This is a genomic window from Candidatus Merdisoma sp. JLR.KK006 (genome assembly GCF_036941035.1).
Lineage (GTDB): Bacteria > Bacillota > Clostridia > Lachnospirales > Lachnospiraceae > Laedolimicola.
The window spans coordinates 53,679-78,328 of record NZ_JAYMNS010000006.1 but is presented as its reverse complement, the minus strand read 5'-3'; the positions used below and the strand labels follow the sequence as shown (position 1 = coordinate 78,328).

The 24,650-nt window shown below is 34.6% G+C and carries 20 protein-coding genes; 3 read left to right on the top strand and 17 right to left on the bottom strand.

Annotated features, from left to right (window positions below; translation table 11 throughout):
* The first annotated feature begins 61 nt into the window (after positions 1-61).
* Genes VSQ61_RS07070 through VSQ61_RS07060 form a run of 3 tightly spaced genes read left to right on the top strand, consistent with a single transcriptional unit; the run spans position 62 to position 2,492 of the window.
* A complete protein-coding gene (locus VSQ61_RS07070) occupies positions 62-514 on the top strand; it encodes a hypothetical protein (RefSeq protein WP_334343738.1) in 453 nt (150 codons plus the stop codon).
* The gene (locus tag VSQ61_RS07065) at positions 515-973 is read left to right on the top strand and encodes a hypothetical protein (RefSeq protein WP_334343737.1); all 459 of its coding nucleotides are present in this window, start codon (positions 515-517) and stop codon (positions 971-973) included. It begins immediately after the preceding gene.
* Positions 960-2,492, top strand: a complete 1,533-nt coding sequence (locus tag VSQ61_RS07060; RefSeq protein WP_334343736.1) for a hypothetical protein — start codon at positions 960-962, stop codon at positions 2,490-2,492. The genes VSQ61_RS07065 and VSQ61_RS07060 overlap by 14 nt, the downstream gene beginning before the upstream one ends.
* Positions 2,493-2,798: 306 nt before the next feature.
* Here the strand turns inward: VSQ61_RS07060 and wecB are convergent, their stop codons facing one another.
* The 17 genes from wecB to VSQ61_RS06975 form a co-directional block, all read right to left on the bottom strand.
* Positions 2,799-3,911 carry a non-hydrolyzing UDP-N-acetylglucosamine 2-epimerase gene (wecB, locus tag VSQ61_RS07055; protein ID WP_334343735.1) on the bottom strand — a complete coding sequence of 371 codons (1,113 nt, stop codon included), beginning with the start codon at positions 3,909-3,911 and terminating at the stop codon, positions 2,799-2,801.
* A gap of 56 nt (positions 3,912-3,967) precedes the next feature.
* On the bottom strand, positions 3,968-5,335 hold the full coding sequence (locus tag VSQ61_RS07050) for a nucleotide sugar dehydrogenase (protein WP_334343734.1): 1,368 nt from the start codon (positions 5,333-5,335) through the stop codon (positions 3,968-3,970).
* A gap of 100 nt (positions 5,336-5,435) precedes the next feature.
* A complete protein-coding gene (locus VSQ61_RS07045) occupies positions 5,436-6,887 on the bottom strand; it encodes a phenylacetate--CoA ligase family protein (RefSeq protein WP_334343733.1) in 1,452 nt (483 codons plus the stop codon).
* 107 nt (positions 6,888-6,994) lie between these two features.
* On the bottom strand, positions 6,995-8,188 hold the full coding sequence (locus VSQ61_RS07040) for a CapA family protein (RefSeq protein WP_334343732.1): 1,194 nt from the start codon (positions 8,186-8,188) through the stop codon (positions 6,995-6,997).
* Positions 8,189-8,192: 4 nt separating this feature from the next.
* Positions 8,193-9,698 carry a murein biosynthesis integral membrane protein MurJ gene (murJ, locus tag VSQ61_RS07035; protein ID WP_334343731.1) on the bottom strand — a complete coding sequence of 502 codons (1,506 nt, stop codon included), beginning with the start codon at positions 9,696-9,698 and terminating at the stop codon, positions 8,193-8,195.
* A gap of 30 nt (positions 9,699-9,728) precedes the next feature.
* Entirely contained in the window at positions 9,729-11,723 is a 1,995-nt protein-coding gene (locus tag VSQ61_RS07030) for a heparinase II/III domain-containing protein (protein WP_334343730.1), read from the bottom strand.
* Between the two features lie 27 nt (positions 11,724-11,750).
* The gene (locus tag VSQ61_RS07025) at positions 11,751-12,878 is read right to left on the bottom strand and encodes a glycosyltransferase family 4 protein (protein ID WP_334343729.1); all 1,128 of its coding nucleotides are present in this window, start codon (positions 12,876-12,878) and stop codon (positions 11,751-11,753) included.
* Positions 12,879-12,880: 2 nt separating this feature from the next.
* The gene (locus VSQ61_RS07020; RefSeq protein ID WP_334343728.1) at positions 12,881-14,089 is read right to left on the bottom strand and encodes an O-antigen ligase family protein; all 1,209 of its coding nucleotides are present in this window, start codon (positions 14,087-14,089) and stop codon (positions 12,881-12,883) included.
* 2 nt (positions 14,090-14,091) lie between these two features.
* Positions 14,092-15,045 carry a GNAT family N-acetyltransferase gene (locus VSQ61_RS07015; protein WP_334343727.1) on the bottom strand — a complete coding sequence of 318 codons (954 nt, stop codon included), beginning with the start codon at positions 15,043-15,045 and terminating at the stop codon, positions 14,092-14,094.
* Positions 15,046-15,080: 35 nt separating this feature from the next.
* On the bottom strand, positions 15,081-16,175 hold the full coding sequence (locus VSQ61_RS07010) for a DegT/DnrJ/EryC1/StrS family aminotransferase (protein WP_334343726.1): 1,095 nt from the start codon (positions 16,173-16,175) through the stop codon (positions 15,081-15,083).
* Between the two features lie 62 nt (positions 16,176-16,237).
* Entirely contained in the window at positions 16,238-17,470 is a 1,233-nt protein-coding gene (locus VSQ61_RS07005; RefSeq protein ID WP_334343725.1) for a nucleotide sugar dehydrogenase, read from the bottom strand.
* Between the two features lie 39 nt (positions 17,471-17,509).
* Positions 17,510-18,736, bottom strand: coding sequence for a glycosyltransferase family 4 protein (locus tag VSQ61_RS07000; RefSeq protein WP_334343724.1), 1,227 nt, complete (start codon positions 18,734-18,736; stop codon positions 17,510-17,512).
* Positions 18,733-19,974, bottom strand: a complete 1,242-nt coding sequence (locus VSQ61_RS06995; RefSeq protein ID WP_334343723.1) for a glycosyltransferase family 4 protein — start codon at positions 19,972-19,974, stop codon at positions 18,733-18,735. The genes VSQ61_RS07000 and VSQ61_RS06995 overlap by 4 nt, the downstream gene beginning before the upstream one ends.
* Positions 19,975-20,020: 46 nt before the next feature.
* Positions 20,021-21,070 carry a lipid II:glycine glycyltransferase FemX gene (locus VSQ61_RS06990; RefSeq protein ID WP_334343722.1) on the bottom strand — a complete coding sequence of 350 codons (1,050 nt, stop codon included), beginning with the start codon at positions 21,068-21,070 and terminating at the stop codon, positions 20,021-20,023.
* Positions 21,071-21,127: 57 nt separating this feature from the next.
* Positions 21,128-22,402 carry an ATP-grasp domain-containing protein gene (locus VSQ61_RS06985; protein WP_334343838.1) on the bottom strand — a complete coding sequence of 425 codons (1,275 nt, stop codon included), beginning with the start codon at positions 22,400-22,402 and terminating at the stop codon, positions 21,128-21,130.
* Between the two features lie 18 nt (positions 22,403-22,420).
* A complete protein-coding gene (locus VSQ61_RS06980; RefSeq protein WP_334343721.1) occupies positions 22,421-23,101 on the bottom strand; it encodes a sugar transferase in 681 nt (226 codons plus the stop codon).
* Positions 23,102-23,131: 30 nt separating this feature from the next.
* On the bottom strand, positions 23,132-24,643 hold the full coding sequence (locus tag VSQ61_RS06975; RefSeq protein WP_334343720.1) for a BCCT family transporter: 1,512 nt from the start codon (positions 24,641-24,643) through the stop codon (positions 23,132-23,134).
* Between the last annotated feature and the right edge of the window lie 7 nt (positions 24,644-24,650).

Sequence of the window (24,650 nt, the reverse complement as noted above, 5' to 3'; positions counted from 1 at the left end):
AAATCATTTATGATGATTATATCATTTATTACCAGCATTATCCATGGAAAGGAGATTTTCTATGAAATCAGAAAACGAAACTCGTACTACTATTTTGTTTGAGGAATTAGAGGATATCTCTCTGGGACATAAATCATATCAGAACTTTTTAAATGAAAGGAAAGTAGAAAAAACATTTACTTCCTTAAGAGATTTTATAAATAGTTATCTTTCACAACATCCGGATATTACACCTTCTGTTATTATTAAAAATTCAAATTTAAGTAAAAATTATGTATATCCAATTTGTAATGGAACAAAAAATCCTTCCAAATACAAATTAACCGCTTTCTGTATTGGGGCGCATATGAACCTGAAGGAAACTCAAAAAGCGCTTTCCCTGGCAGGGTGTTCTGCACTTCATCCTAAGATTCCTGCTGATGCCGGGATTATTGTTTGTATTAACACGAAATGCAAGAGTGTGGCAGATGTCAATTTGTTTTTGGACAAAAATGGGGTGGAAACTCCCTTTTAGATGGAACTGAGAACTACTGACAAGAAAAATATAAATATATTGGAACAAATGTCGGAGGAAAAAATGCAAGAAAAAATTACTCTTATTTTTGAAACAGCCGATGATAAAAATAGCTTTCTGGAGTCTCACCAGAATTCAGAGCAGATAAGAACTGTTACAATGGAACAGACTAAATTTTTTATCAGAAATAAAAAAATACTAAATAATGAAATCAACAATATAATAACCTTATTAATCACCGGGGGAACTTTAAACGCCATTATTGCCGCTGTTAAAAAAATTATAATCCAATACATACAAAAAGGGAATACCGTAATCTCAATACAAAAGGGCAACTGCAAATTAAAGATAGAATGTGACAATAAAAGCAGCAAACTAAAAGTTGAGGATATAATAACAGATGAACTTATCAGAGAATTGTTTGTTTCTGAAGATGCGCAACAAGATGAAACTGAATAGTGTATTCGGCTCCTTTGATACTATTACAAAATTCATAGAAATTAAGGATTTCGACCTTTTTGACACAAATGCCATAGAAACTAATGTTGAATCATGGTTAAATTACTATACATATTATCATGAAAAAATGCATTATTACCAATTTACTTCTACATCATTGGGACTTTTTATTACATGTTTAGAAGATCTAAAACTTGACTCCATTATACCTTTTATTAATGAATTAGATTTTGTTCCCCCATTTATTGACTGTGTTGAAGAACATGAAAAAGAATTTAATCAAAAAATATACTTAATGAGAGATAAGTTAGGAATCAGTAAGTACCAAACCAAAGAGTTAGATTACATAAAAGTACTATTTGATTCTTTATCCGAAGCAGAATTACTAATGTGGATTATGGAAGGGGGATTTTCCGAAAAGGAACTGGAATTGATAACTAAAAATACGCCTTTCACAAATTATGGAATAAGAAAAATATATAGTTTTATATCTGAATATTATAAGCTTGCCGGGAAGGATTTATTCACATTCTATTCCTCTTTCTTGAAAGACTTTGAAAAAAGTAAAATTCAAATTCCAAGTCCTCAGTTTTATTTTGTAGAATTAGACAATGGAGTGTCTTTTGGATATAATCACATTTTAGAAGCCCAGGCAAGATATTGTGAATTGAAAAAGCTGATATCTAATGTGCGAAGATTTGGCGATAACAATATTCATAAATCAGTAAAAAACATATTAACTAAGCAAGACTATTATCAAGAAGCATATAACATATTTAAGTCAATAGTAGTTAATATCGAACGCTGTGACCAATATTTCATAATTTTTGTTTTTTGCCTTATATGTGATTATGCAATAAATATTCCAATTCCCCAGATACCGCAGCTTGAGGAAAGCTATGCATCTTTATTAGACCTTACTATAATGCTGCCTGCTGTAAGGTTTTTTCATATATGTTTTGCTGTAAATGAAGTTATCATTAAATGCGATACATGCATGAAACTTCAAAAAAATGATATTTTTAATCCAAGAGCACTAAGTGACTGGAATAAGGCAATTGATATAATTTATGAAGGAATCAATAAGAAAACTGGCTATTCTTCACCAATTACAAAAGCAAAAGCATTTATTGAAAATGAATATAAATTTACGGATCATTTATCTTTCGATTATGACAATATTGTTTTCATGGAGGCCTGCAAAACAAGACTGCAATATCCTTTGTTTTTTATAAATCCTGAACTTTTCAGACTCATAGACAGAAAAACATATATTGAGTTAACCAATAAACATCAAGCTCCAATAATGCAGTTAAATAAGGAAATACGCTGTTATCATGAGAATACAGATGATGAAATGATTCAGGGATTTTGGTTTAAATGTATTATATCCAGATATGCTTCGAAACTATTTTGGGGAACAGAATGCAATCCAGATTTGGCACAGTTTTTTGATTCTAATAAAGAAGTATTTGAGAAAGCAATTTTTGATAAGTATGGGAAAGTGAAGCCTTTTTAAAATATATAGTTCGGTTTCCTTTCCCTGAATTCTATATCCTTTGTGTCTTCTTTCATTAATGTGGTTGTAATTATAATGTTGTTTGGGAATGCAAGGGCATCTTCCTACATGCAATTCCATACTTGAATTTCCTCTCATGTTGATCAAACAACTTGTTAACACAATAAACTAGAGGCCGTCATTGATTTTACTGCCTCATCGCCAATGATAGAACAAAACATATCTTGTACTGTTTCAAAAATTCTGGCTCCCACACCCTTTAAGGAAATAGAAGTCACCAGAAACTTTCCATATACTCCCAAAAAATTACACAATATTATAATATTCTTCACATTCAAGAATATCTGCAATCCTAACACTCGCCTTCCCATCCCCGTAAGGATTTGAAGCATGAGCCATAGCGTCATAAGCCGCTTTATTATCAAGAAGTTCTGTAAACGAAGAATATATAACTTCTTCATCTGTGCCAACAAGCTTCAACGTCCCAGCCTCTATTCCCTCTGGCCTTTCTGTTGTATCACGCATAACCAGAACCGGCTTGCCCAATGAAGGCGCTTCCTCCTGAATTCCTCCAGAATCAGTAAGAATAAGGTAAGAATGTTTCATAAAATTATGAAAATCAAGCACATCCAAAGGCTCAATCAAATGAATCCGATCATCTGTGCCAAATATAGAATGGGCGATATCACGAACAACCGGATTCAAATGAATGGGATAAACCGCTTTCACATCCTCATGTTCATCCAAAACCCTTTTTATTGCCCTGAACATATTTTGCATAGGCTGTCCCAGGTTCTCACGTCTGTGGGCAGTGATTAATATCAGCCTGGAATCACCGCACCACTCCAATTCCGGATGGGCGTAATCCTCCCGAACAGTTGTCTGCAATGCATCTATAGCTGTATTACCTGTGATAAAAATTGTATTTTCTTTTTTTCCTTCATGAATAAGATTTTCACAACTAAGCTTAGTTGGCGCAAAATTATATTTTGAAATAATAGACACAGCCTGGCGGTTAAATTCTTCCGGATACGGAGATGCAATATTGTATGTCCGCAGTCCTGCCTCCACATGACCTACAGGTATCTGCAAATAAAAACAGGCCAGTGCTGTGGCAAAGGTTGTACTTGTATCTCCATGAACCAACACCACATCAGGCCTCTCATTTTCCAGAATCTCTTTGATTTTCATCAAAATTTCAGTTGTTATGTCAAATAACGTCTGCTTGTCCTTCATAATAGAAAGATCGTAATCTGGCTGCACATTAAATGCGGCCAAAACCTGTTCCAGCATTGTTCTATGCTGCCCTGTGACGCAGACTAGAGTTTTTATGCCCTTTCTGGATTGTAATTCTTTTACAAGCGGGCACATTTTAATCGCTTCGGGTCTTGTCCCGAATACGAGCATTATGGTCTTCAATGCTTCTTCAACTCCTTACCTAAAAATTTCCATCTTTTATCCATTCAGCTTTTGGCTTATAAACGCCAATATTTTAAGCCGCTTTTCTCTAGTTCTTCGATCTCATACAATCCCTTCACATCTATTAATACCTTTTCTTCATCTGCAGAATATTTAAATAGTTTCTTTATCTGAGCTAAACTCAATTCCCTAAACTCATTATGAGCAACTGCCACAATCACACAATCTACACCTTTAACATTTGATAATTCTGTAAGTTCTACACCATATTCCTTTTTTGCGTCTAGCTTAGACGCCCATGGATCCACAATATCTGGTTTTATTCCATAATTATTTAAACATCTAATAATATCATTAACTTTACTATTTCTTGTATCTGGACAATTCTCTTTAAATGTCAGTCCAAGTATCACCACATGACTCTTTTTTGGGGCCTGTCCAGCTTCGATCATCTTCTTCACTGCCGCCTCTGCAACATAGATCCCCATAGAATCATTAATAATACGTCCATTCAAAATAATCTGGCTATGATATCCCAGCTTTTCAGCTTCATAAGTAAAATAATAGGGATCCACTCCAATACAGTGTCCCCCTACAAGTCCTGGACGAAATCCCAAAGCATTCCACTTGGTATTCATGCCATCTACGACTTCATTTGTATCAATTCCCATACGATCAAATACCATCGCCAATTCATTCATAAAAGCAATGTTAATATCGCGCTGTGAATTTTCTACTACCTTAATTGCCTCTGCAGTTTTGATTGAACTAACCGGAAATGTCCCAGCTTCAATGATAAGGTCATATACATCTTTAATCACTACGAGACTTTCTTCATCCATACCAGAAACAATTTTTCGGATATACGGAAGCGTATGCACCTTGTCACCCGGATTAATTCGCTCAGGACTATAGCCAACTCTGAAATCAGTACCACACTTTAATCCGCTTTCTTGCTCCAATATAGGTATACATACATCTTCTGTTACCCCCGGGTATACTGTGGATTCATAAACAATAATAGTCCCCTTTGTCAGATTTCTTCCAATAATTCTGCTTGCACCTTCAACTGGTGACAAGTTCGGAGTGTGATCCATATTCACTGGTGTTGGTACAGCAACAATAATGAATTTTGCATCCGAAAGTCTTTTTTCGTCAGATGTAAATTCCATTGTTGTTTCTTTTATTGCTATATCCCCTACTTCATTTGTAGGATCCTTGCCTTCTTGATATATTGCAATTTTTTCTTGGTTATTATCAAAGCCAATTACATTAAGCCCCTTCTTTGCAAAGGCCACTGCTATAGGCATTCCCACATACCCCAGTCCAACCAGAGCAAGGCTTTCAGCCCGATTGATAAGTCTATCACAAAATGAAGAATCTTTTTCATCTTTTTGGCTCTTTAATACATCAAACTTTTTCATTGCCAATACCTCCAAGTATCATAATCCCAAAAAAAACGTGGTTTGTTTAGGCTTTGGGACATCTATAAAATTACTCTTCCCTCATCCATGTTCTTTTCTTTCATACTAATTCCTCATCTTTTATGTTTTGGATGATAAATCTTTGTTTTCCACGCATAGTTTTTCCAATCTCTTGCACATACTCAAATTTTACTTCTATGGAATTATCAAATTTATTTTGAAGTTCCTTTAATATATTTTCTTCATCCATTGAAGTATAATCATCATTTTTAACGATTCTTATAGAGCATTCTCCAGGTACATCTTGAACAAATTGATAATTCTCAACATTTTTAAATATGTCAGTATGCATGTTAAGCGCTGTCATTGAAATTTTATTACCTGTTTTTCCAATAAACATCTCTTGAGTCCAACGACCTACAATATTATTTAACAGTGTATAATGCCTCCCACATCTACAAGTTGTTTTCTCTGAATAGGAAGAAAAATCTCCTGTTCTGTACCGAATTAAAGGCATAGCTTTATTATCAAAACCTGTACAAACTATTTCACCTATTTTATTTGGCTCTTTAATTACTTTTCCCTCTTCATCCACAAGTTCAATATAACCATATTCACTCTGTATATGATATTTCTCAGAACATTCACATTGTCCAGCCAGCGCTGCCCCTTCACTGTGTCCATAAAATGTAAAACATTTGGCATTCATATATTTTTCAATAGTTTCTTTCTGTCCTGCATAAATATTCTCAGACGTTAATAATAATGCTTTTAAAGAATTATCATATTTTATCCCTTTTCGTTTTATATAATCACATAATATCAATACAGATGAGGGATATGTGTGTAAGAATTCAGCTCTCCACTCCGTAATTTTTCTAAGTATCTTACCAATATTTTCATCATTCATATGATATGCATCAAATATCAGCTCTCTGTTTTTCCTATCGTATTCCCATAACTTCCCATTTTCCAGCGTCTGATTTCTTAGCTGGGCAACTCGAGAGGAAAATCTGTCATATCCTATACGTCCCCAGACAGCATCTACAAAGGGCAGTTCCCTTCCTACATATGCATTTTTTGTAATATAAAGCCTTAACTGCTTTCCTGTTGTACCACCGGTTGTATGAACTTTCAGCTTTGACAAAGGAAATTGTTTGCTGACCAGACTTTCTTCATTAGCAAGAACTATATCCTTATCAATCAACGGCAATTTTTCCAACTCTGAAAGTTCTGTAAAACATTCCGGCTCAAACCCATTCTTCATAAATTCTTCTTTATAAAATGGTACATATTCTCTTGCATACATTAATGTCTCTTTCAATTTTTTTATTTGATATGCTTCAAGCTGTTCTTTATTCCACCATTGAGAATCATTTAACAGTTTTGTATATTCTCTATATTTCTTCCCATATTTTATAGTAGGTGGAATCATCCCCCATGTGATTTCCATCGTTTTTTTTCCAATATGGGGAACATGTGTATATATTTTTCGTGCCTTATCATAAAAATCAATTTCTTTTTCGGCCTCTTGTGAATTTTGCTTTTTCATACCTTCAATTTACTCCAATTTTGCACCTTTATTGTATTGCTCACACTTTTTTAAATCTATTAAGCAAATAAATATAATCTCTATTTTCCTTTTATTCTATTGTATTTTTATTCCTCTTTTAGCAATAACAATATACTTTCACGTATAGATTCACATCTTAAATAATTTAATAAGCGCCTATTTCTCTTCATTTGAAATAGACATCGTAAGATTCTATTTCTTAAAACTTTATTTAGTCCAAGTATCAACCTATTATTAATCCCCATGATTCCCCTTAATAGAAGAATATCTGACTGCTGTTTTGAAAAACTTATATATTCTTTTTTCAGAAAATCATCTTCCTTTATATTTTCCGTTCTTTCAATAAAACCATCTATTATTTCATTTTTTAATTTATCCTCTCTCACAAAGGCAATTTTATTATTTTCTTTTTGTATTGGATAAACTCTTACTTGTTTTGTATTATTGCAAAAAAGAATTTCTACCAATATTCCTGTTTGCCATTCCTCTCTATCATTATAGTCAAATAAAAAATTTCCTTGACCGTAAATAATACATCCTTGTTTATAATTCTCATAGCATCCAATGCAATGGCTATGTTGACAAACAACAAGGTCTGCTCCACAATCAACAAATTTATTACATATTTTTTTTAATTGGGGACTGGGATATCGATAATTTTCTCTTCCGCCATGAAAAAGTACAATTTGATAATCACAATCATTACTACTTGTCCTTACATCATCAAAAGAATTCAAAGGATCATATCCATTTGAACCCCCTCTTTTTTCTGTGGCACAGCAAAATTCATTTTCCGCACAGGCATACACACCAATCTTTACACCATTTATATTATAAAAAAAAGGCTTTTTTGCATCCACAGATGATAGCCCAAATCCAACATTTTTAATATCATTTTCATAAAGTATTTTTTTCGTACTTTTAATGCCATCCTCTTTATAATCAAAAATATGATTATTTGCACCAGATAAAATCAACGGTTTTAAATAATTAAAAATACTAATGCTTTCCTCATAAGTTTTTAAATTAGGACTTCCCGCCTTTGGCAGTTTCACTTCTGCATTTGTAATTGGGACTTCTAAATTAAATATCCTCAAATCTGCTTCTAATAATTTATCTGCTAAAAGCTTACCCATTAATCCCTCAATATCTCCTCTTTCAAATAACTCTTTATTAGATATTGTCGGAACAAAATCACCTCCAATCAGAATACATGTGGGAGCAGATATTTTGTTATCTAAATCATCTCTGAAAATTTCATACCCTTTTAAATCACCCATTCTTCTACTCCTTTTTCATTTTTATTCCATTTTTTTTAATTAGAAAATAAATAATTGGACCAGCAAAAACGATATATACAATAGTTGAAATAATCCCTATTAGAAAAAGACGTACAAATGCATTGCTATTTTCTAATAATACTTTCCCCTTTACTGAGCATATAATAATAAAGCTTATCCCTAACCCCCATAGAGGAATATACGGCACTAAACACGATATCTTTAAATATAAATTATGTCTTTTTGATGTTAAATAATTTAAACATGCACACAATATCATTGACAGACTACTTGCCAAAGTAACTCCAAATATCCCATAATGTGGACACAATAATATACTAAGAATAATATTTAATATTATTGCAATTGCATTATTAAACATAGGATGCTTAGTATCACAGTAGCTGTATTGGAATTTGCAAAATAATTCTACGAAGATCGTAGGAATAATTGATATGCCATATCCTATTAGTGCATATGACGAATTGAGCACTGCCCTCTCGTCAAATGCCCCCCTGCCAAATACTATACTAACAATATCAACAGCATTCATCATGGTAAGAACGCTAATTGGAAGAAATATGGTAATCATTATTACACTGATTTGTAAATACATATCTGCAACAGTCTTATTTTTACCAGTTGCAATCAATTCAGCAATATAAGTATACACTACTGTAGAGATAGACGATGCCAAAGTCGTAATAAATCCAATAAGAACCGCTCCATAACCTAATGCTGTTAAAGCTCCCTGTTCTATTCCGGAAGTAAGAATCTTATCTACCTGCTGATTGATATACACAACTGCATAGCCAAACAGCATTGGCAGAATCATTTGCAGCAGCCTGTGAATATTTTTATCCTTAAATGGATTATCCCAATCTAATTTACAATATTTTCTGCTAGAAAATCCCAAATAAACAACATTATAAATAGAATATATATATACTCCTGCTACCAATATATTAATTCCATATTTTTTTCCCAGTGCCAGGCTTAAAGCAATAATAATAACACTTTGATGAATCCCTACCATTTCTCCTGGCACAAATTTTTTATTTGCCCGAAGTAATACACAATAAATAGCTATTAATACGCTCAAAAAAAGATTTGGAGCGAATAATCTCATATCTTTTACAAATTGCCTGTATACCTCCCCTTTATACGTTGGTGCCATAATCCCGCAAATAACAGAAGCAAAACAAACGTTCAGTATAACAAATATTCCTGCTATTAAAAGAAAAATTTTTATAACATTTGAAACAAATCTTTTTTTACCTTTTTCATCTGAAGCAAAGGCAATATAAATTGGAACAAATGCAGCCAACAATGATTGCGTTATTAAATTTGACAAATTATCAATGATTCCATTTGCAAAAAAAACAATATCTGTTTCTTGCGTTGCACCAAACTGGTTAGCCAAAACTGTCTGCCTTATAAATCCAAACAGCTTTGAAAGCAATATAATGCCCCCAACTGAAAAGATACCTTTTACTATTTTCTTATACATCTATCAGTTTCCCTATTCCTTTGCTTATGACTATTCTGTTATATGAGTCATAATATTAATCCTTTGATTTTTTATCTCTGTTCTCATTCCATATCCCAAAGAACAATCCTTGATATCTGCTTCTTTTCTCAGTTCAAAATCCTCATTGCTGAAATCCTCAACAACCAGCTTGTCACAATGCAATGTAAAGCGCCTCAGATGAGTTACATTTTTAGACATAGCCGTCACAATAATCCTGTTTTCAGAAACAAAACATTCGCCAGCCACCTCTGCCCTGCTGGAAAACATATCAAGTATTTCTACCCACTTATTCCTATAAATCGGAACATTGTGAGCTTTATCGGAACGAAACCGGTCTCTCCACTCTCTGTGTCCGGTATAAACATAGCTTCCAGGGTCCGTAAAATATTCATTTTCTCCAATTGATAATTCAAAGTGAAGTACATCATTATGAACATGACCTAAGCGCATCTTTTTATATTCCGGTACTGATCTGACTGCCAAAAAAAAATCATCCAGCTTTACAATTACCAGTCCAAAATATTCGAACACAATAATTTTTTTACAACTAAAGTCATATTTTTTTGCAAACCGAATAACCGTTTCTTTTCTAAATAAAAAATTGTCTGGTACAAGGTCTCTTATTTCTCCATTCTGAATTTTAAAGTCTGTATCATCCAAAGAAATTTTTAATGTTTTTTCTCCAATCACAGATTTATAAAATCCAAATGCTATTTTGTCAGCTGTATTTGTCAATCCAAAAAGAGCCTCAAACATGGCTATACATGATTCTACAGACAGCTCTTCTTGAAGAAAAAACAAATTCTTTCCATCATTATAGTTTTTCCAATTTACATTATATTTAAATAACTCTCTCTCATTTACATACTGCCCTTTTGGATTTAATCGAACAACATGTCCACTGTCATTGTCCCCTATTTGAAGGATTCTTCCATTGGGCTTTCTTATCATATGTAAGAATTTATACATGCCAATCAACTTTTTATGCAAAGCTTTTGGTACTCTTTTTCCCGACTTCTGTATCATCAGCAGCCCTAATATAACAATTTCAGATGATAGCCTGTGATATGCTGTAGAACACTCAATATTGCTGCCGTCTTCCAAAAACTGTTTATCTATTTCCTTAAAAAATTCTCTCCTTGCAAATGCCAAACATCGCTCTGCCTCTTTTCCCTGTAAATATGAACACAAAAAAAGCAGACCGCACAGATCTGCAAGATAATGATTCCCATTCTTTCCATTCCTCAAATCAACCTCTAAACGATTGAGAATCACTTCCCGATGCTTCCACATTAAAGCAATAAAGCTTTCTTTAAAACTGACGCTCATCTGCCCTTCTTCATCAATCTGTGTAAAAATATCAAATGCAATTAGGAGGTTCACTGCCCGGATTGCAATTTCCATAGCACATGTATACTGAATGCTCTTTCCAACAGGTATTTTTTCAAAATCCTCCACTTCAAATATAAATTCATCAATAATAGGCCTACGTTCTCCTCTGCTCCATAAAGCTAACAACGCCAATTGAGGCCAGTGATACATCCTAGCTAACTCCCAAGGGACCTTAATATCTGCCCCTTTTTCAAGCTTATCAAAAAAATCAGCAGTTAAAGTGTCCTGATTAAAACAATATCCTGTGCGCATATCCCGGCACCATGCAATTTCCGTTCTAAAATCCGCTCTGATTTCAGAATCAATTACAATCCCCTCAAACCCCCATGGTTTTTCCTCATAGGTCCATTTTACCCATCCAGTTCCTAAAATATAAAAACGGTGTTGTCTATAGTATTGCCTCCACAAATCTTCTATAACTATTTTGCTGCTGTCCATGCAGGAAAGAGTTCCTATGTCAATGAGATTTTTAAAACCAGCCTTGTTTGTCTTTTTATAATGAAAATAGCTTAAGCTGGATAGACCAATTCTGTTTGCCACACTGAATAAAAATTTTCTATGATAATATCTATTGGCAAAACTGTGAATATAACTGACCAAATAGGTGTTCATAATCCTCATTATCTTCTATAAGCTTCCTTACCGATTAATTTTTTGAATCTTCTCATAAATCTTCTTTACCTGCAAAGCATTTGTGTCCCAGGTATGAAAGAAATTTCGTGAATCCATTTTTGCCTTCTGCCCCAGTTCTCCCCTTAGCTGTCTGTCTGCTAAAAGTTTCTTTAGTACAAAAATGAAATCTTCTATATCACCCGATTTAAAGAGTCCCGCATTTTTCTCATTTAATATTTCTCTCAGCCCATTATCTTTTCCAGCCAAAATACATTTTGAGAACTCCATAGCCTCAACTGCTTTCAGAGGAATAGCTGTGTCTGTACTCAAATCCCTTAAACGGGGAATTAAAATGATATCAACCAATTCATACAAGTTACATATTTGTTCCTTCTCTATACTTCCAGATAAAAAAATCTGCTCCTTATATCTGCTTTTTTGAATAAGTTCTTTTGTCTGAACAAAATCCGGCCCATCTCCAATCATAACAAGATATAAGTCCGGACATTCCTGAAATATTTTCTCTATATTCTGTGCAAGAAACAGAACTCCCTGCCATGCATAAAATGTTCCAAAATATGCGGCTATACAATAATTATTTTTTTTCTCTGACAAATCCTCATAAAGCTTAAAATTTTTGTTCTCCTTAAAACTGACCTCGGATATACCATTACTTATTGAAGTGATCTTCTTCTTATCTACTCTCATCTTCTCTGCTAAATACTGTTTTGCGGAATCCGCCAGTACAATCACAGCATCACTTTTTCTCAGTAAATAATAGGATATCAATTCTTTAAAACGTTTCATCCTATATAAAGAATGCATCTCTGTGACAATTTTTAGGTGTCTCCATGGACACATAAATTTTATCATGAATGCAACAAACATAAATCGATAATTATGGGCGTGCAATATTTCAATACCATTTTTAAATATTATGTTTCTGGCAGTAACAATCATCTCCATGAGAGATCTGCACCGATAGATTTTGATTCCTCCTATACATTCTCTCAGTTTATACTCCTTTCCGCCCAAATTTATCAAATATATCTCATCGTTCGAATTTCTTTTATATGCCTCTACCATATTAGCATTCCTGACAACAGAACCGCCAATCCGAGGCTTGTAATCATGCATAATATGCAATATTTTCATTCCTATGTTCCCTCTCTAATTTTTCTTTTATAGTCTCTGTATTTATTATTTGAAATTGCTATCCATATCCAGAAATTAATCTGTTTCCATAAAGTACCACTTATCATCAATGTTGATAAAGAAACACACATAAATATTATTTCTAATTGTTGCTTGGAATCTGTACTCATACACTTTGATTTCAAAGCTTTAAATGCTTTAAAAACAATGGAAACCACTATCAATCCACCTAAAATAATTCCAAGCTGGTACAATAATTCTAAAAACACATTATGTGGATAGTTGAATCCTAATGCCTGATCCCTGTTAATTCCACGTATGATAAAAGGATTTGATACTATTTCTTGTAAAAAAAATTCATACAGTTCATCCCGGCCTGACATATAACCAATATTATGGTTAGCAATCATAATCAGCGTTCTGCTGTCAATGCCAATACTATATAGCAAATTATATAAAAGAGTAAATAATGAGCCTGAAAAGAACACAAAAATTAAGCCTACTAAAAATCCTAATATAATTCTCACATCTCTCTTTTTTTCGTGATTTATCTTTATAAATGCAATCATTGCAAATGACAATATCCCTACCAAAGGCCCTCTTGAACCAAGGCTCATAATTGCAATAAGCATTACAATTATATATAACCCATATTTAAAATTTGGCTTCCGTACAAATTCCAACATTAAAAAAATCATTGGCACAAGACAAGCATAACCAAATCCCATGGAATAATAGCCTAAAGAAAACTGTCCCCCTAACCTTGGTATTGCAATTTTAAGTATCAAAACAATTATAGTCAGGATTGCAATGATTTCTGATATTTTCAAGAGTTTCTGTTTTAAAAGTTGAAAGTCACGAACCATTGCAAAAAAAATCATTGGTAATAAGCAATTCACTAAAAAATAGACTGCTGTGTTTTTAAAAACTATATTATTCGACGGGAAAAATATAGTATTTATAAAAATAACTGCTACCGTTATTAAACAATAAATCAAAGTTTTCTTTTTAAACCGTCTAAAAATCACATCAATGCATGAAAAGAATCCTAATCCCAACACTATTTTCATCATCATTGATACGAACGCATGAGGAATTCCCAACGGCTCTTCAAACCCTGGCGATATATTAACTATATACAAACTGAGAAACAGCATCCCCAATAAATTGCATATTCTCTCTTCATCATTTAATCGAAATGAAACTTTCATTTTCATGCTCCCCGATCATTCTGTGCTTCTTTTATATATCTGTCAAATTCTGCCCTATTTCTGATATAGTCCTCTGCCCTATAATGCTCAGAAGCTGCTACGCACAACACAGAATCTTTCTCCATCCAAAGCATTTCTCTCCAGACCGGATGCTCAATCACTACCCCAATAGATGGATCGCTGAGCGTAATCTCCTCTCGACCATTCCCTTCGTCCAGTATAAGATGAATCTTTCCATATGGACAAAATAAAATCTGTTTCAGCTCTTTATGAGCATGAAACCCCCTGCGTACTCCTTCTGGAACCTTAGAGATATAATAAATCCTTTTTATATCAAAATTGATTTCATCTCCTACCTCAAAAAAAGACAATTCCCCAGCACCCACTGTAGGAATTGTCTTAATCGATATAATTTTGCAGCCTGCTATCTTTTTACGTCTATAAATCTCATTGTGATAATCATCTCCTGCAAGGACCGAATACCATTTTAAATTGTCAACACTCTTATATCTTCTTAGTATATCTTTAGGGATATCCAGAGATTCATGAAAATGGTGCTTGTCATAAAAATGAACTGCCCGTTTATTTTTACGGGATACACACCAGTAAACGCTTGTCAGCTTTAATTTTGAAAATGCAATATCCAGAATTTCTGTCATTCCATACCAGGAATATCCTCTGGTCATTGCATCTTTATGAACTACAATGGCAAACTCTGCATTACCTTTGTCATAATCAATCTCCTTAAGACTGACTGTACCCATATATTCATCTGTATCAGACACTATGGCTTTGTGCATATTAATATGGGTATCCCTGCTTTGAAGAATAAATCTTTGCGCATCCTCCAATGTAAATACGGAAAAATTTGTTTTCAAATCTTCTGTCACACTTTTATCATGCATCCACTCTAAAATGCGCGGTGCATCCCTCATCTCTAACTCTCTTAGTCTCACCTGTTATTCTCCATAACGAATCTTTCTTTTCTACCTTATTCAAACTGATTTATCTTATCAATCACATAACTGACTTCTTCCTTTGTTATGCCAACATATATAGGAAGGCTGAGTTCTGAAGATGCATAATGCTCTGCTGTTGAAATATCCCCTGCCTGATATCCCAATTCCTGATAACATTTTGCTAAATGACAGGGAACTGGATAATGAATCTGTGTATAAATCCCATTCTTTTCTAAAAAGTTATAAAGCCGGTTTCTCTCTTCACACAAAATCGGAAATATATGAAAAACATGCTCTGCTTCTGGCTTGATTTTGGGCAGAACAATGTTTGTATTATGTATTCCTTCCAAATACGCAGCAGCAATTTTTCTTCTTTCACTGTTTCCCTCATTCACGTATTTTAATGCCACTCCTAAAACAGCAGCTTGTATCTCATCCATTCGGGAGTTCAGACCCAAAATTTCATGCTGATATTTCACACGGCTGCCGTAATTGCGAAGCATTTTAATTCGTTCAGCCAGCACATTATCATTGGTGAGTACAGCTCCAGCATCTCCCAATGCTCCAACGGGTTTTGTAGGATAAAAGCTAAAACATCCAGCATCTCCAAATGTACCTGTCAGTTTTCCTTTATATACAGCTCCATGTGCCTGTGCGCAGTCTTCTATCACATAAAGATTATGTTCCTTTGCGATTGCAAGAATTTTATCCATCTCACAAGGCTGTCCATACAGATGCACAGCCATAATCGCTTTTGTTTTGCAAGTAATTGCTTTTTCCAATAAATTTGAATCAATTCCAAAAAACACATCCGCATCAACAAATACGGGTACCGCGCCTGTTTCTGAAACTGCTAGAGCTGTAGCAATATAAGTATTGGCCTGTACAATTACTTCATCGCCTTTTCCAATCTCCATAGCCTCCAGGGCAAGCCTGAGTGCATCAAGCCCATTACCTACACCAACACAACAATCCATTCCATGAAATGCGGCAAAATCAGCTTCAAATTTTTCCAGCTCATTCCCAAGTATATACCATCCGGAACGCATAGCTCTCAGTGCAGCCTCTTCGTATTCATTCTGGTATTTTTTGTACTGTCTCCCCAGTACAGAGTAGTCAACATTCATATCATTCCCATTTCCTATGAAACACCTTATTTTACCGTTTTTCTTCTGCTTTCAGGTGTACTTTACAATGTTCTCAACTTCCATCCCCGCCCCAGACTGCCAATCACATTTCTTGTGTCTAAAATAATTTTATCTTTCAAGTCCATGCAATTTTTCTTTATTTCATCATGGGCAACCATTATAACTACCATATCTATATCATTTAAGAATCCAGATAAATCATGGTACTGATTTTCCACAATATCCGCTTCTATCATTGGATCATATACTTTTAATCCATCCGCTAAATGTCTCTTTTGGGAAGCCAGTAACTGCAATGTAGGCGATTCCCGCATATCATCCACATTTTCCTTATAAGTAAGTCCATACAGCCCCACTCTGGATATGTCTGTCAATTTTTCTTCCTTCATAATCTCATAAATACGATTTAATACAAAATCCGGCATTCCATCATTTGTTTTCATAGATTCATTTATTACATTGGCTAAAGAAGGATAATCCCCCACAAGAAACCAGGGGTCGACACTAATGCAATGTCCACCAACACCCGGCCCCGGCTGAAGGATATTGACTCTTGGATGCATATTGCAAATTCTAATAATCTCATATACATCAATCCCGTCATGTCTGCAAATTTTTGCAAGCTCATTTGCAAAGGCTATATTAACTGCACGATAGGTATTTTCCACAACCTTTGTCATCTCAGCACTTCGTATATCAGTCACAACGATCTCTCCTCGGCAGAAAGAAGCATAATATGATTTGATTTTTTTCCCGATTTCTTTCTCGTCTGCACCAATCGTCCGATTATTATGAATCAACTCATAAATCATATTTCCAGGAATAATTCTTTCTGGTGCATGTACAAGATAAATATCCTCGCCCGTTTCCAGTCCTGCCTCTTTTATCACCGGTCTTATAAATTTATCCATTGTCCCTGGCGAAACAGTTGATTCTACAACAACGGATGCTCCTTTCGGCGCAACTTTTATCACATTTTTTACTGCTTCCACCACATAGCTGGTATCCACCCTTTTGCTGAATTTATCATAAGGAGTAGGCACCGAAATAATATAGGTTTCTGCGGTCTGATATTCTGTTGTAAAAACAATACCACTTTTCACAGCAGAATTAAAAAGAGCATCCAACCCTTCTTCCTTAAAGGTTGTATGCCCCGCTCTCAGCATATCTACCAATTCATGATTATAATCTGTACCAACAACCTTCAGACCATGGGAAGCCATCATCAGTGCTGTCGGCAAACCAATGTACCCTAATCCAATTACATTTATCATTTCCAATATAACCTCTCTTCTGTCCTATTAAACACTCTGCTAATTTCTCTCTATCACATCATTCAGATACCGCTGGGCCACAGCTCTCTCCGAATATTGCATTGCCGTATCAATGGCTCTTTGTCCAATGAGATTTCGCTGTTTGGCATCCAGCCCTATAATTTGTTCATAAATATTTTCCAGCATTTGTGCATCACCGGTCGCACAGAGAAACCCATTTATACCATCCTCTATAATTCCATCAAAGCCGCCTCCCTTGGAGGCTATCACAATGCACCCCTGCAGCATAGCCTCCAAATAGACCATCCCAAATGTTTCTCCTTGACTGATCATGGTAAAAATCTGGACATTCTTCATTTCATTCAAAACTTCCTTTCTTGGCTGTCTTCCTGTAAAACAAACAGAATCTGTAAGATTCAGCTTCAGCACTAACTCTCGTAGCTCTTCTTCTTCTGATCCTCCCCCAATTATTTTCAAGGATAACTCTATTTCTCTATGTTTTTCCCTTAGTCTGGAGTATGCTTTAATCACTGCGTCCACATGCTTCTTTTGAACCAGACCGCCTGCATATAAAAACCGAATACCATCTTTATAGTCCTGTTTGGAACAGATCTTGTCATTGACTTCTACTGCATCATTGGGAACTCCTGAATAACAGATAAAAGGTGTTTTCTGCAAGCCTAATTGTTCTTTTATAGAAACTGCTTCCAATACAGATCTTGCCCCAACAGCTCTGATTCCCTCAATGTTTTCTCTGATCCGATATTTTTTTATATTTTTAGCCGAACAATCATTGTGAAATACAATGGATGACATAGCATAATATATTTTACTCAGTCTGCTTACCAATTCTGTACTAGGATTGCTAAAATGACCCGCCACTAAGTCTGGAACAAAATTTATCTCTTCCAATATTTTTCCTATGGCACGACACTGTCTAGACATAGTATGCTTTGTATAAGCCTGGGAAGGAATCCATTTTCGCATAGGTTGACGGTATATATCAATTCCATATTCTTGCCTGTGAAAAGTCTTTGTAGATGACCAAGTGGGAACTAAAATATATGTCCGTTTCCTTATCTCATTCTTTAAAAACTCTGGCATCATATAATAAATAAATGGAAATCTGCTTGGACAATGTACTACAACAACCCTATGTCCTATCTCAACCCATTCTTTGGCAAAATATTCAACTGTCCTTGTTGCCTCATACCCTTTCCCATCATCTGGCTCTGGATAAATCTGTGTCACTAGCAAAATATTCATGAAAAATTTCCTTCTATCTGATCAATTAAAACTTTTACCAGATTCTTGTAATCATATTCCTCTGCTGTCAAACGACAATTTACACAATATCGCCTATATTCTTTCTGATCCATTTTACTAAATTTAATAATACCTTCAGCAACTGCTTGAGGTGAATTTTCAGTTACAATACCACATTTTCGGCTTTCTACCAGTTCATAATTGGGACGAATCATAGATAAAACCGGTTTTCCACTGGCAAAATACATAAAAAGCTTATTGGGACTAAGACCAAATCTACAGATAGGAACATTCATAAAATTAAATAAATTCAAATCGCAACGTGACAATACATTGGGAGCATACTGAACATCAAGTCCTCCTTTAAACTTTATATTGGACAGCTTTAATCTATCAGCTTTCTCTTCCAATCTCTTGCGATAGTCTCCATCTCCATAAACAAGAATTATAATGTTTTCTTTTCCCTGCTCTTGCAATATCTTTGCTGCTTCTACAATCAAATCAACATTATTTGCTCTACGTATAGAACCAAGATAAACAGCCTTAAATTTTTCTGAATCCAAATCTGCATCATCAAGAACAAATTCTTTTTGATTTTTGTCTACTGTTTCAAGATCTACACCATTATTAAGTGCCCCTATCTTATTAATATCTATATCGCCACCATTATCGATGTCCCATCCCTTTTCTTTAACATAATCTTTTCCACCGTCCATAGAGAATATAAGATTATCTGCTTCTCTATATGCTCTATGCTCCATGTCAAATAATATCTTTGCTAAAATACTATTTCTCTTTAAAAATCCTACATCTAAAAAATCTTCCGGCCATAAATCAAGAATATCATAAATGATTTTGGTCCCATACCTTTTTTTCCATTTAAGAAATTCGTTTCCAAATAGTCCTGCAAAATCACTGACAATTATATCTGGTCTTGGTAGTTTATTACGCAAATTCCAAATTTTCTTTTGAAATTGGACGGAAACTGCTACTCTTTTTATTTGACTATCATAGTTCGAAATTCGTATAACAATAAATTTCGCCCCATCAAACTCTACTTTTTTAAAGTCAGATTTATCTTTAATAAAATTGTCATTGACACCATGAATTTTGCTTCCACAAAGAATGTAAACTTTGTATCCCTGTTTTTCCAAATGCTGACTTAGTACAATTTGCCTCACTCTTTTTTGTGTCGGAACTGCATATTGATTAACAATCCATATAACTTTTTGTTTCATTTTAATCTCCATTTTTTAAGTTTATAAATAAATTAATCAATTCACTTCAAGCTCGATATTTTGGAAAATACCCTGTTTCTAAATCAAAATGCTCATCATTTTGCATCCGTAAATCAACCAACCGCTTATATGCATCTTCATCAAAAATTTTCCTACCAATATGAAATTCTACATCCTTCCCCTTATTAAAACCTTTTTTAAATTGATATAAACCATCACGTTTCGCACCTACACCACCGCCTATATGAAGTGTCTTATATCCATTTTTCTGTGCCCATAAAGCTGCTTCATAGATTAATAAATTTGTAGCTGCCATTTTCTGAAATTTACTATTCGACGCTGATAGATGATAATGCATTTGGCCATTGCAAAATAAAAAAATGGTCATAGCAGCAATTTCGCCGTCTATGACAGAATAAAACCACATCGCATTATCTTTTAAATCTTCCATAATGGATTCATAAAATTCTTTATTAAAATAATAATAGTCCTCCGCATTATCCTTATCCATCGTAGCCTTATATATATCCATAAATGGCGTAATAATCTCTGGAGCTCTGCACCAATATACTTTCATTCCTTCTCTCTGGGCTTTTCGAATTTTGGTGCGATTTCTGTTTGCTATATTCTTCCAGATAATTTCCTCACTAATTGTATCCATATAAACTGTGTTCCCCAATTGGACTTCATCATATATTACATCCAATCCCATCCAATTTCTTAATATTGGATGAAACCGAACAAATTCTGAAACAATATGCTCTGCATGGCAAAATTCTTCATATTCTTTTTTTAATTCCTTAATATCTTTACCTTCTACCAAAAAACCGCCATATCCATATGGTGTTGATATATCAAACAGCTCTCCTTCTCCAATTTTGCCTAAGAAATTAGAAAATTTTGATATATCACGTTTCATTACAACATTCATTGCTCTCGTTGTACCATTTTCAAAATATATAAGAACAGCTTTTCCATCACCATTAATTTCAAATGCTTTGACATATCCGGATAAGTAATAAATATCGTATCTTTCAAAAGAATACACGATGTTATCCCATGCGCTTGCTTCTGATAGTGTAAATACTTTAATCATTTTAATCTAATCTCCATTCTGCTACTGTCTAAACAAATCATATTGAAAAGAAACTATTTAAGCATTTCTCTGCTGTAATCCAATATTATAAATTTGTTTTAAATAGTCGAAATCTGTATAACGAATTAGCACATCTTCACCTTTTTCATCAATCACACTCAGTTTTTTATTGATAATGTCCAAGGTTTTGCACATATTTTCACAGTTATCCTCGCAAAAAACTATAACACCAACTGTACTATGTTCAGCAAAATGGTCGCCTTTTTGTGACAATGTATAATACTTTATATCTAGTACTTGTAATAGTTCTTCAATCCCTCTAATTTCTGCTAAAATCCCTTCCTGTTTTGTCCATAAAGAATACGAGCAGCCACATTTTATAAATGCATGCTTTTGTTCTTCTGGTAATTCTTCTATAGAATGTTTTTTACCCAAAGCATAGTCAACAATCCAAGAAACAGAATTGTAATTGAACAGTTTTTCATACTGTATAAAGGGAAAATCTCCAGGAAGCCGGTATCCCATTTCAATAATATAAAACCTATCATCCTCATCAAGCATAACCTGTACCCAGGCAATCCCTTCTTTACAGCCCACTTCTTTTAGAACTTCAATAATCTGGGGATTTATTTCATTTATAAAACGTTCCACATTATCCGAAACTGTTGTCGTCAGAGAATATAAATTCTTCAACTCACCTGTTTGCGCATACATACCATTTAATGCAACAAGTCGTATTTCACCATTTGCAATTGCATAATAGCTATACCACTCTTTTCCAAATAACATCTTCTCTACTACAATTTTATCGCTCTTCGATAAAGTACGTGCATAATGATATGCTTCTATCAGTTCCTGTTTATTATAACAATAACTCACTCCTCTGTTTGCACTCAAATCAACAGGTTTAACAACTACAGGAAAAGCAACTCTATCCAATTCCTCCTCATTCAACGCTTCTGATAAATAGTAATCTGTCGCAACAGGCGCTCCAATTCTTTTGCAGAGTTCTTTAAACGCAGCCTTGTCCCTAGAATATTTCCATGCGGAAGGAGTGCAATAGCATGGCAATCCCAAGCGTTCACACAATGCCATTGTCATTTCTAAATTGAACTCACTAATTCCGCATAATACCGCAGAAATATTTTCTTTTCTGCATTTATTTTCAATTTTGTCAAGGTCACAAGTATTTATCATCCAATATTCATCTGCTACCTGTTTTGCTACCGACTTCTCCAAAGGCTGCGGATCTGTTACAATTGTATAAACTCCTTGACTTTTTGCATATAATACCATTTCTTTGCTAAGGTAACTGGTCCCAAGCATAAGCATTTTTTTCACGATTTCTTTCTATCCTTTCCCTGTTCTTCTCTCTTCATCTAAAGGACTGTATATTTGGCACCATTGCCCATTGTATAAAGTCCATAATTTTCCATTCTCATCCTTCTTGATTTTTCCCGATTCTAAGTCTCCAACTCCCTCTCGAATCATCACTGTTTTGATTGTTCTAATCAATATCCCCAGATCCCGTTTCAATGAAATTGTTCTGATATATTCCAGATCATAGGCAAAGCGCTCTTCCCAAGATTGAAAATTACGCCCGTTGATTTGGGCCAAACCAGTAAGTCCTGGCCGTACATCATGACGATGATGCTCCTCTTCTGTATAAAAAGGCAAGTATTGAACCAGTAATGGTCTTGGTCCGATAATTGCCATTTCACCCTTTAAGATATTAAATAATTCTGGTAATTCATCCAAACTTGTACTTCTCAAAAAATGGCCGTAATTTGTAAGTCTTTTTTCATCTGGAAGCAGTTTTCCATCCAGATCTCTTTTATTGGTCATTGTCCTAAACTTTACCAATTTAAACACTTTTTCATCTCTCCCGATTCTCTCCTGCCAGAAAAAAGGACTTCCTTTCATTTTAAATGAACCAATAATTGTAAAAAATATTAGCAATGGAAATAAAATAATAAGCATACAAAGAGCAATTACAAAATCAAACATTCTTTTAAAAAACTTTGCATACATACTTAAAAAGACTCCTTAATCATTTGATCTCTAATCTTTCTTTCCATAATCCTCTTTCAACATCTTCCATACTGCAAATATCACTAAATATGTCACGAGTGCTAAAGGAAGTCCTGTCATATAACATAAAGAGCGGACCGCTTTCACACCACCAATCTGCAGCAAAACAAATGCGACCAGCGCTGCCGCTCCTGCCCACATAATGCGCAACCAACGAGGAGCCTGATTTTCTTCATTATTTTGCTGCATTGTCATCTCTGCTGCTGCAAATGCACTTGAATCCATTGTAGTTGCTAAAAATACGAAAGATATAATTAGAAGCAGAACCATTAAAAGTTTAGAAGCTGGCATTGTTTCCAGTATGGCCAGAATGGCACCGGCCTCATCACCTGTTTCTAAAAATGACGCAATATTTAATCTTCCATTTACCTGCAGGCTCATCCCATAATTCCCAAAGGTGGCCATAGCTACCCAGCAGCCAAGTGTACAAAGAACAAGCTGCCCAAAAGCAATTTCTTTCAACCGCCGCCCTTTAGAAATTTTTGCATTAAATACCCCCATTAGCGGCATATACACAAAATAGCAGGCCCAATACCCTATCGTCCACCCTTTTACAAAGCTGCCGTTTCCATAAGGATCTGTATAAGTACTCATTCTTAGATAATTATTCAGAAAAAGCCCTATTGTGTTTATTTCTGCCGAAAGTACCTTAAAAACACCTGTTGCAATGCAAAAAACAATCATAAATAAAAATGCCATGATTATATTTGTGTTACTGAGTTTTTTAATGCCATGCTGCAGGCCCAGATATACACTTGTACCGAATATCGCAATCCAGATAAGAAGAATTACAATCTGAATCAACATTCTGTATGTGTCAGAGATTCCAAAAATATTCTCAATAAGCACAACTAGTAACGGCATACCTGTCCCAATGGAAATTACCGGAGCTATCACTGCCCCCAGCACTGAAAGCAGATCTATAATAAATCGAACTATTTTCCCACTTTTTTTTGTCGTCGCAGCCTGTAGCGCTTCACTCAATGTTCCGCTTTTTGCATGACGATTATAAAGTGCATAGCCAATTGCTGCTGTTACAGGAACATAAATACACCATGCGTTTGGTCCCCAGTGAAAATGTGCATACATCTGACCATATTCAAACGCCTGGGTTGTTAATGGCTCTATCTGAAAAGGGGCTTGGGCCGCACAATAAATGGGCTCTAAAAATCCATATACAACAAGCCATGCACCACAGCTTGTTGTAAACATCATGCCAGCCCAGGAAAAAGTACTAAAAACAGGTTTGCAATTGTTTCCTCCCAAACGGATATTTCTATATGGTCCAAACATAAGCCAGAATGAGAAAACCAGGCAGCATACATTTGTTAATACAAACAGCCAACCAAACTGACTGATACAAAAATCATAGGTAGTATCTACCATCTCTTGCACAAATGATAAATTAGTTACTACCAAAGTTAATACAATGCCAAGTATTATAATTGATGTAAAAAGGAGCTTATTATTTATTTTTTTCATATAACCA

Bases quoted from the DNA above. Each gene is read 5' to 3' on its own strand.
- VSQ61_RS07030 (WP_334343730.1), bottom strand. From the start codon at position 11,723: ATGAACACCTATTTGGTCAGTTATATTCACAGTTTTGCCAATAGATAT.
- VSQ61_RS06995 (WP_334343723.1), bottom strand. From the start codon at position 19,974: ATGAAACAAAAAGTTATATGGATTGTTAATCAATATGCAGTTCCGACA.
- VSQ61_RS07070 (WP_334343738.1), top strand. From the start codon at position 62: ATGAAATCAGAAAACGAAACTCGTACTACTATTTTGTTTGAGGAATTA.
- VSQ61_RS07060 (WP_334343736.1), top strand. From the start codon at position 960: ATGAAACTGAATAGTGTATTCGGCTCCTTTGATACTATTACAAAATTC.
- VSQ61_RS06990 (WP_334343722.1), bottom strand. From the start codon at position 21,070: ATGATTAAAGTATTTACACTATCAGAAGCAAGCGCATGGGATAACATC.
- VSQ61_RS07065 (WP_334343737.1), top strand. From the start codon at position 515: ATGGAACTGAGAACTACTGACAAGAAAAATATAAATATATTGGAACAA.
- VSQ61_RS07025 (WP_334343729.1), bottom strand. From the start codon at position 12,878: ATGAAAATATTGCATATTATGCATGATTACAAGCCTCGGATTGGCGGT.
- murJ (WP_334343731.1), bottom strand. From the start codon at position 9,698: ATGTATAAGAAAATAGTAAAAGGTATCTTTTCAGTTGGGGGCATTATA.
- VSQ61_RS07050 (WP_334343734.1), bottom strand. From the start codon at position 5,335: ATGAAAAAGTTTGATGTATTAAAGAGCCAAAAAGATGAAAAAGATTCT.
- VSQ61_RS06975 (WP_334343720.1), bottom strand. From the start codon at position 24,643: ATGAAAAAAATAAATAATAAGCTCCTTTTTACATCAATTATAATACTT.
- VSQ61_RS07020 (WP_334343728.1), bottom strand. From the start codon at position 14,089: ATGAAAGTTTCATTTCGATTAAATGATGAAGAGAGAATATGCAATTTA.
- VSQ61_RS07000 (WP_334343724.1), bottom strand. From the start codon at position 18,736: ATGAATATTTTGCTAGTGACACAGATTTATCCAGAGCCAGATGATGGG.
- VSQ61_RS07045 (WP_334343733.1), bottom strand. From the start codon at position 6,887: ATGAAAAAGCAAAATTCACAAGAGGCCGAAAAAGAAATTGATTTTTAT.
- VSQ61_RS06985 (WP_334343838.1), bottom strand. From the start codon at position 22,402: ATGCTTATGCTTGGGACCAGTTACCTTAGCAAAGAAATGGTATTATAT.
- VSQ61_RS06980 (WP_334343721.1), bottom strand. From the start codon at position 23,101: ATGTATGCAAAGTTTTTTAAAAGAATGTTTGATTTTGTAATTGCTCTT.
- VSQ61_RS07040 (WP_334343732.1), bottom strand. From the start codon at position 8,188: ATGGGTGATTTAAAAGGGTATGAAATTTTCAGAGATGATTTAGATAAC.
- VSQ61_RS07010 (WP_334343726.1), bottom strand. From the start codon at position 16,175: ATGAATGTTGACTACTCTGTACTGGGGAGACAGTACAAAAAATACCAG.
- VSQ61_RS07005 (WP_334343725.1), bottom strand. From the start codon at position 17,470: ATGATAAATGTAATTGGATTAGGGTACATTGGTTTGCCGACAGCACTG.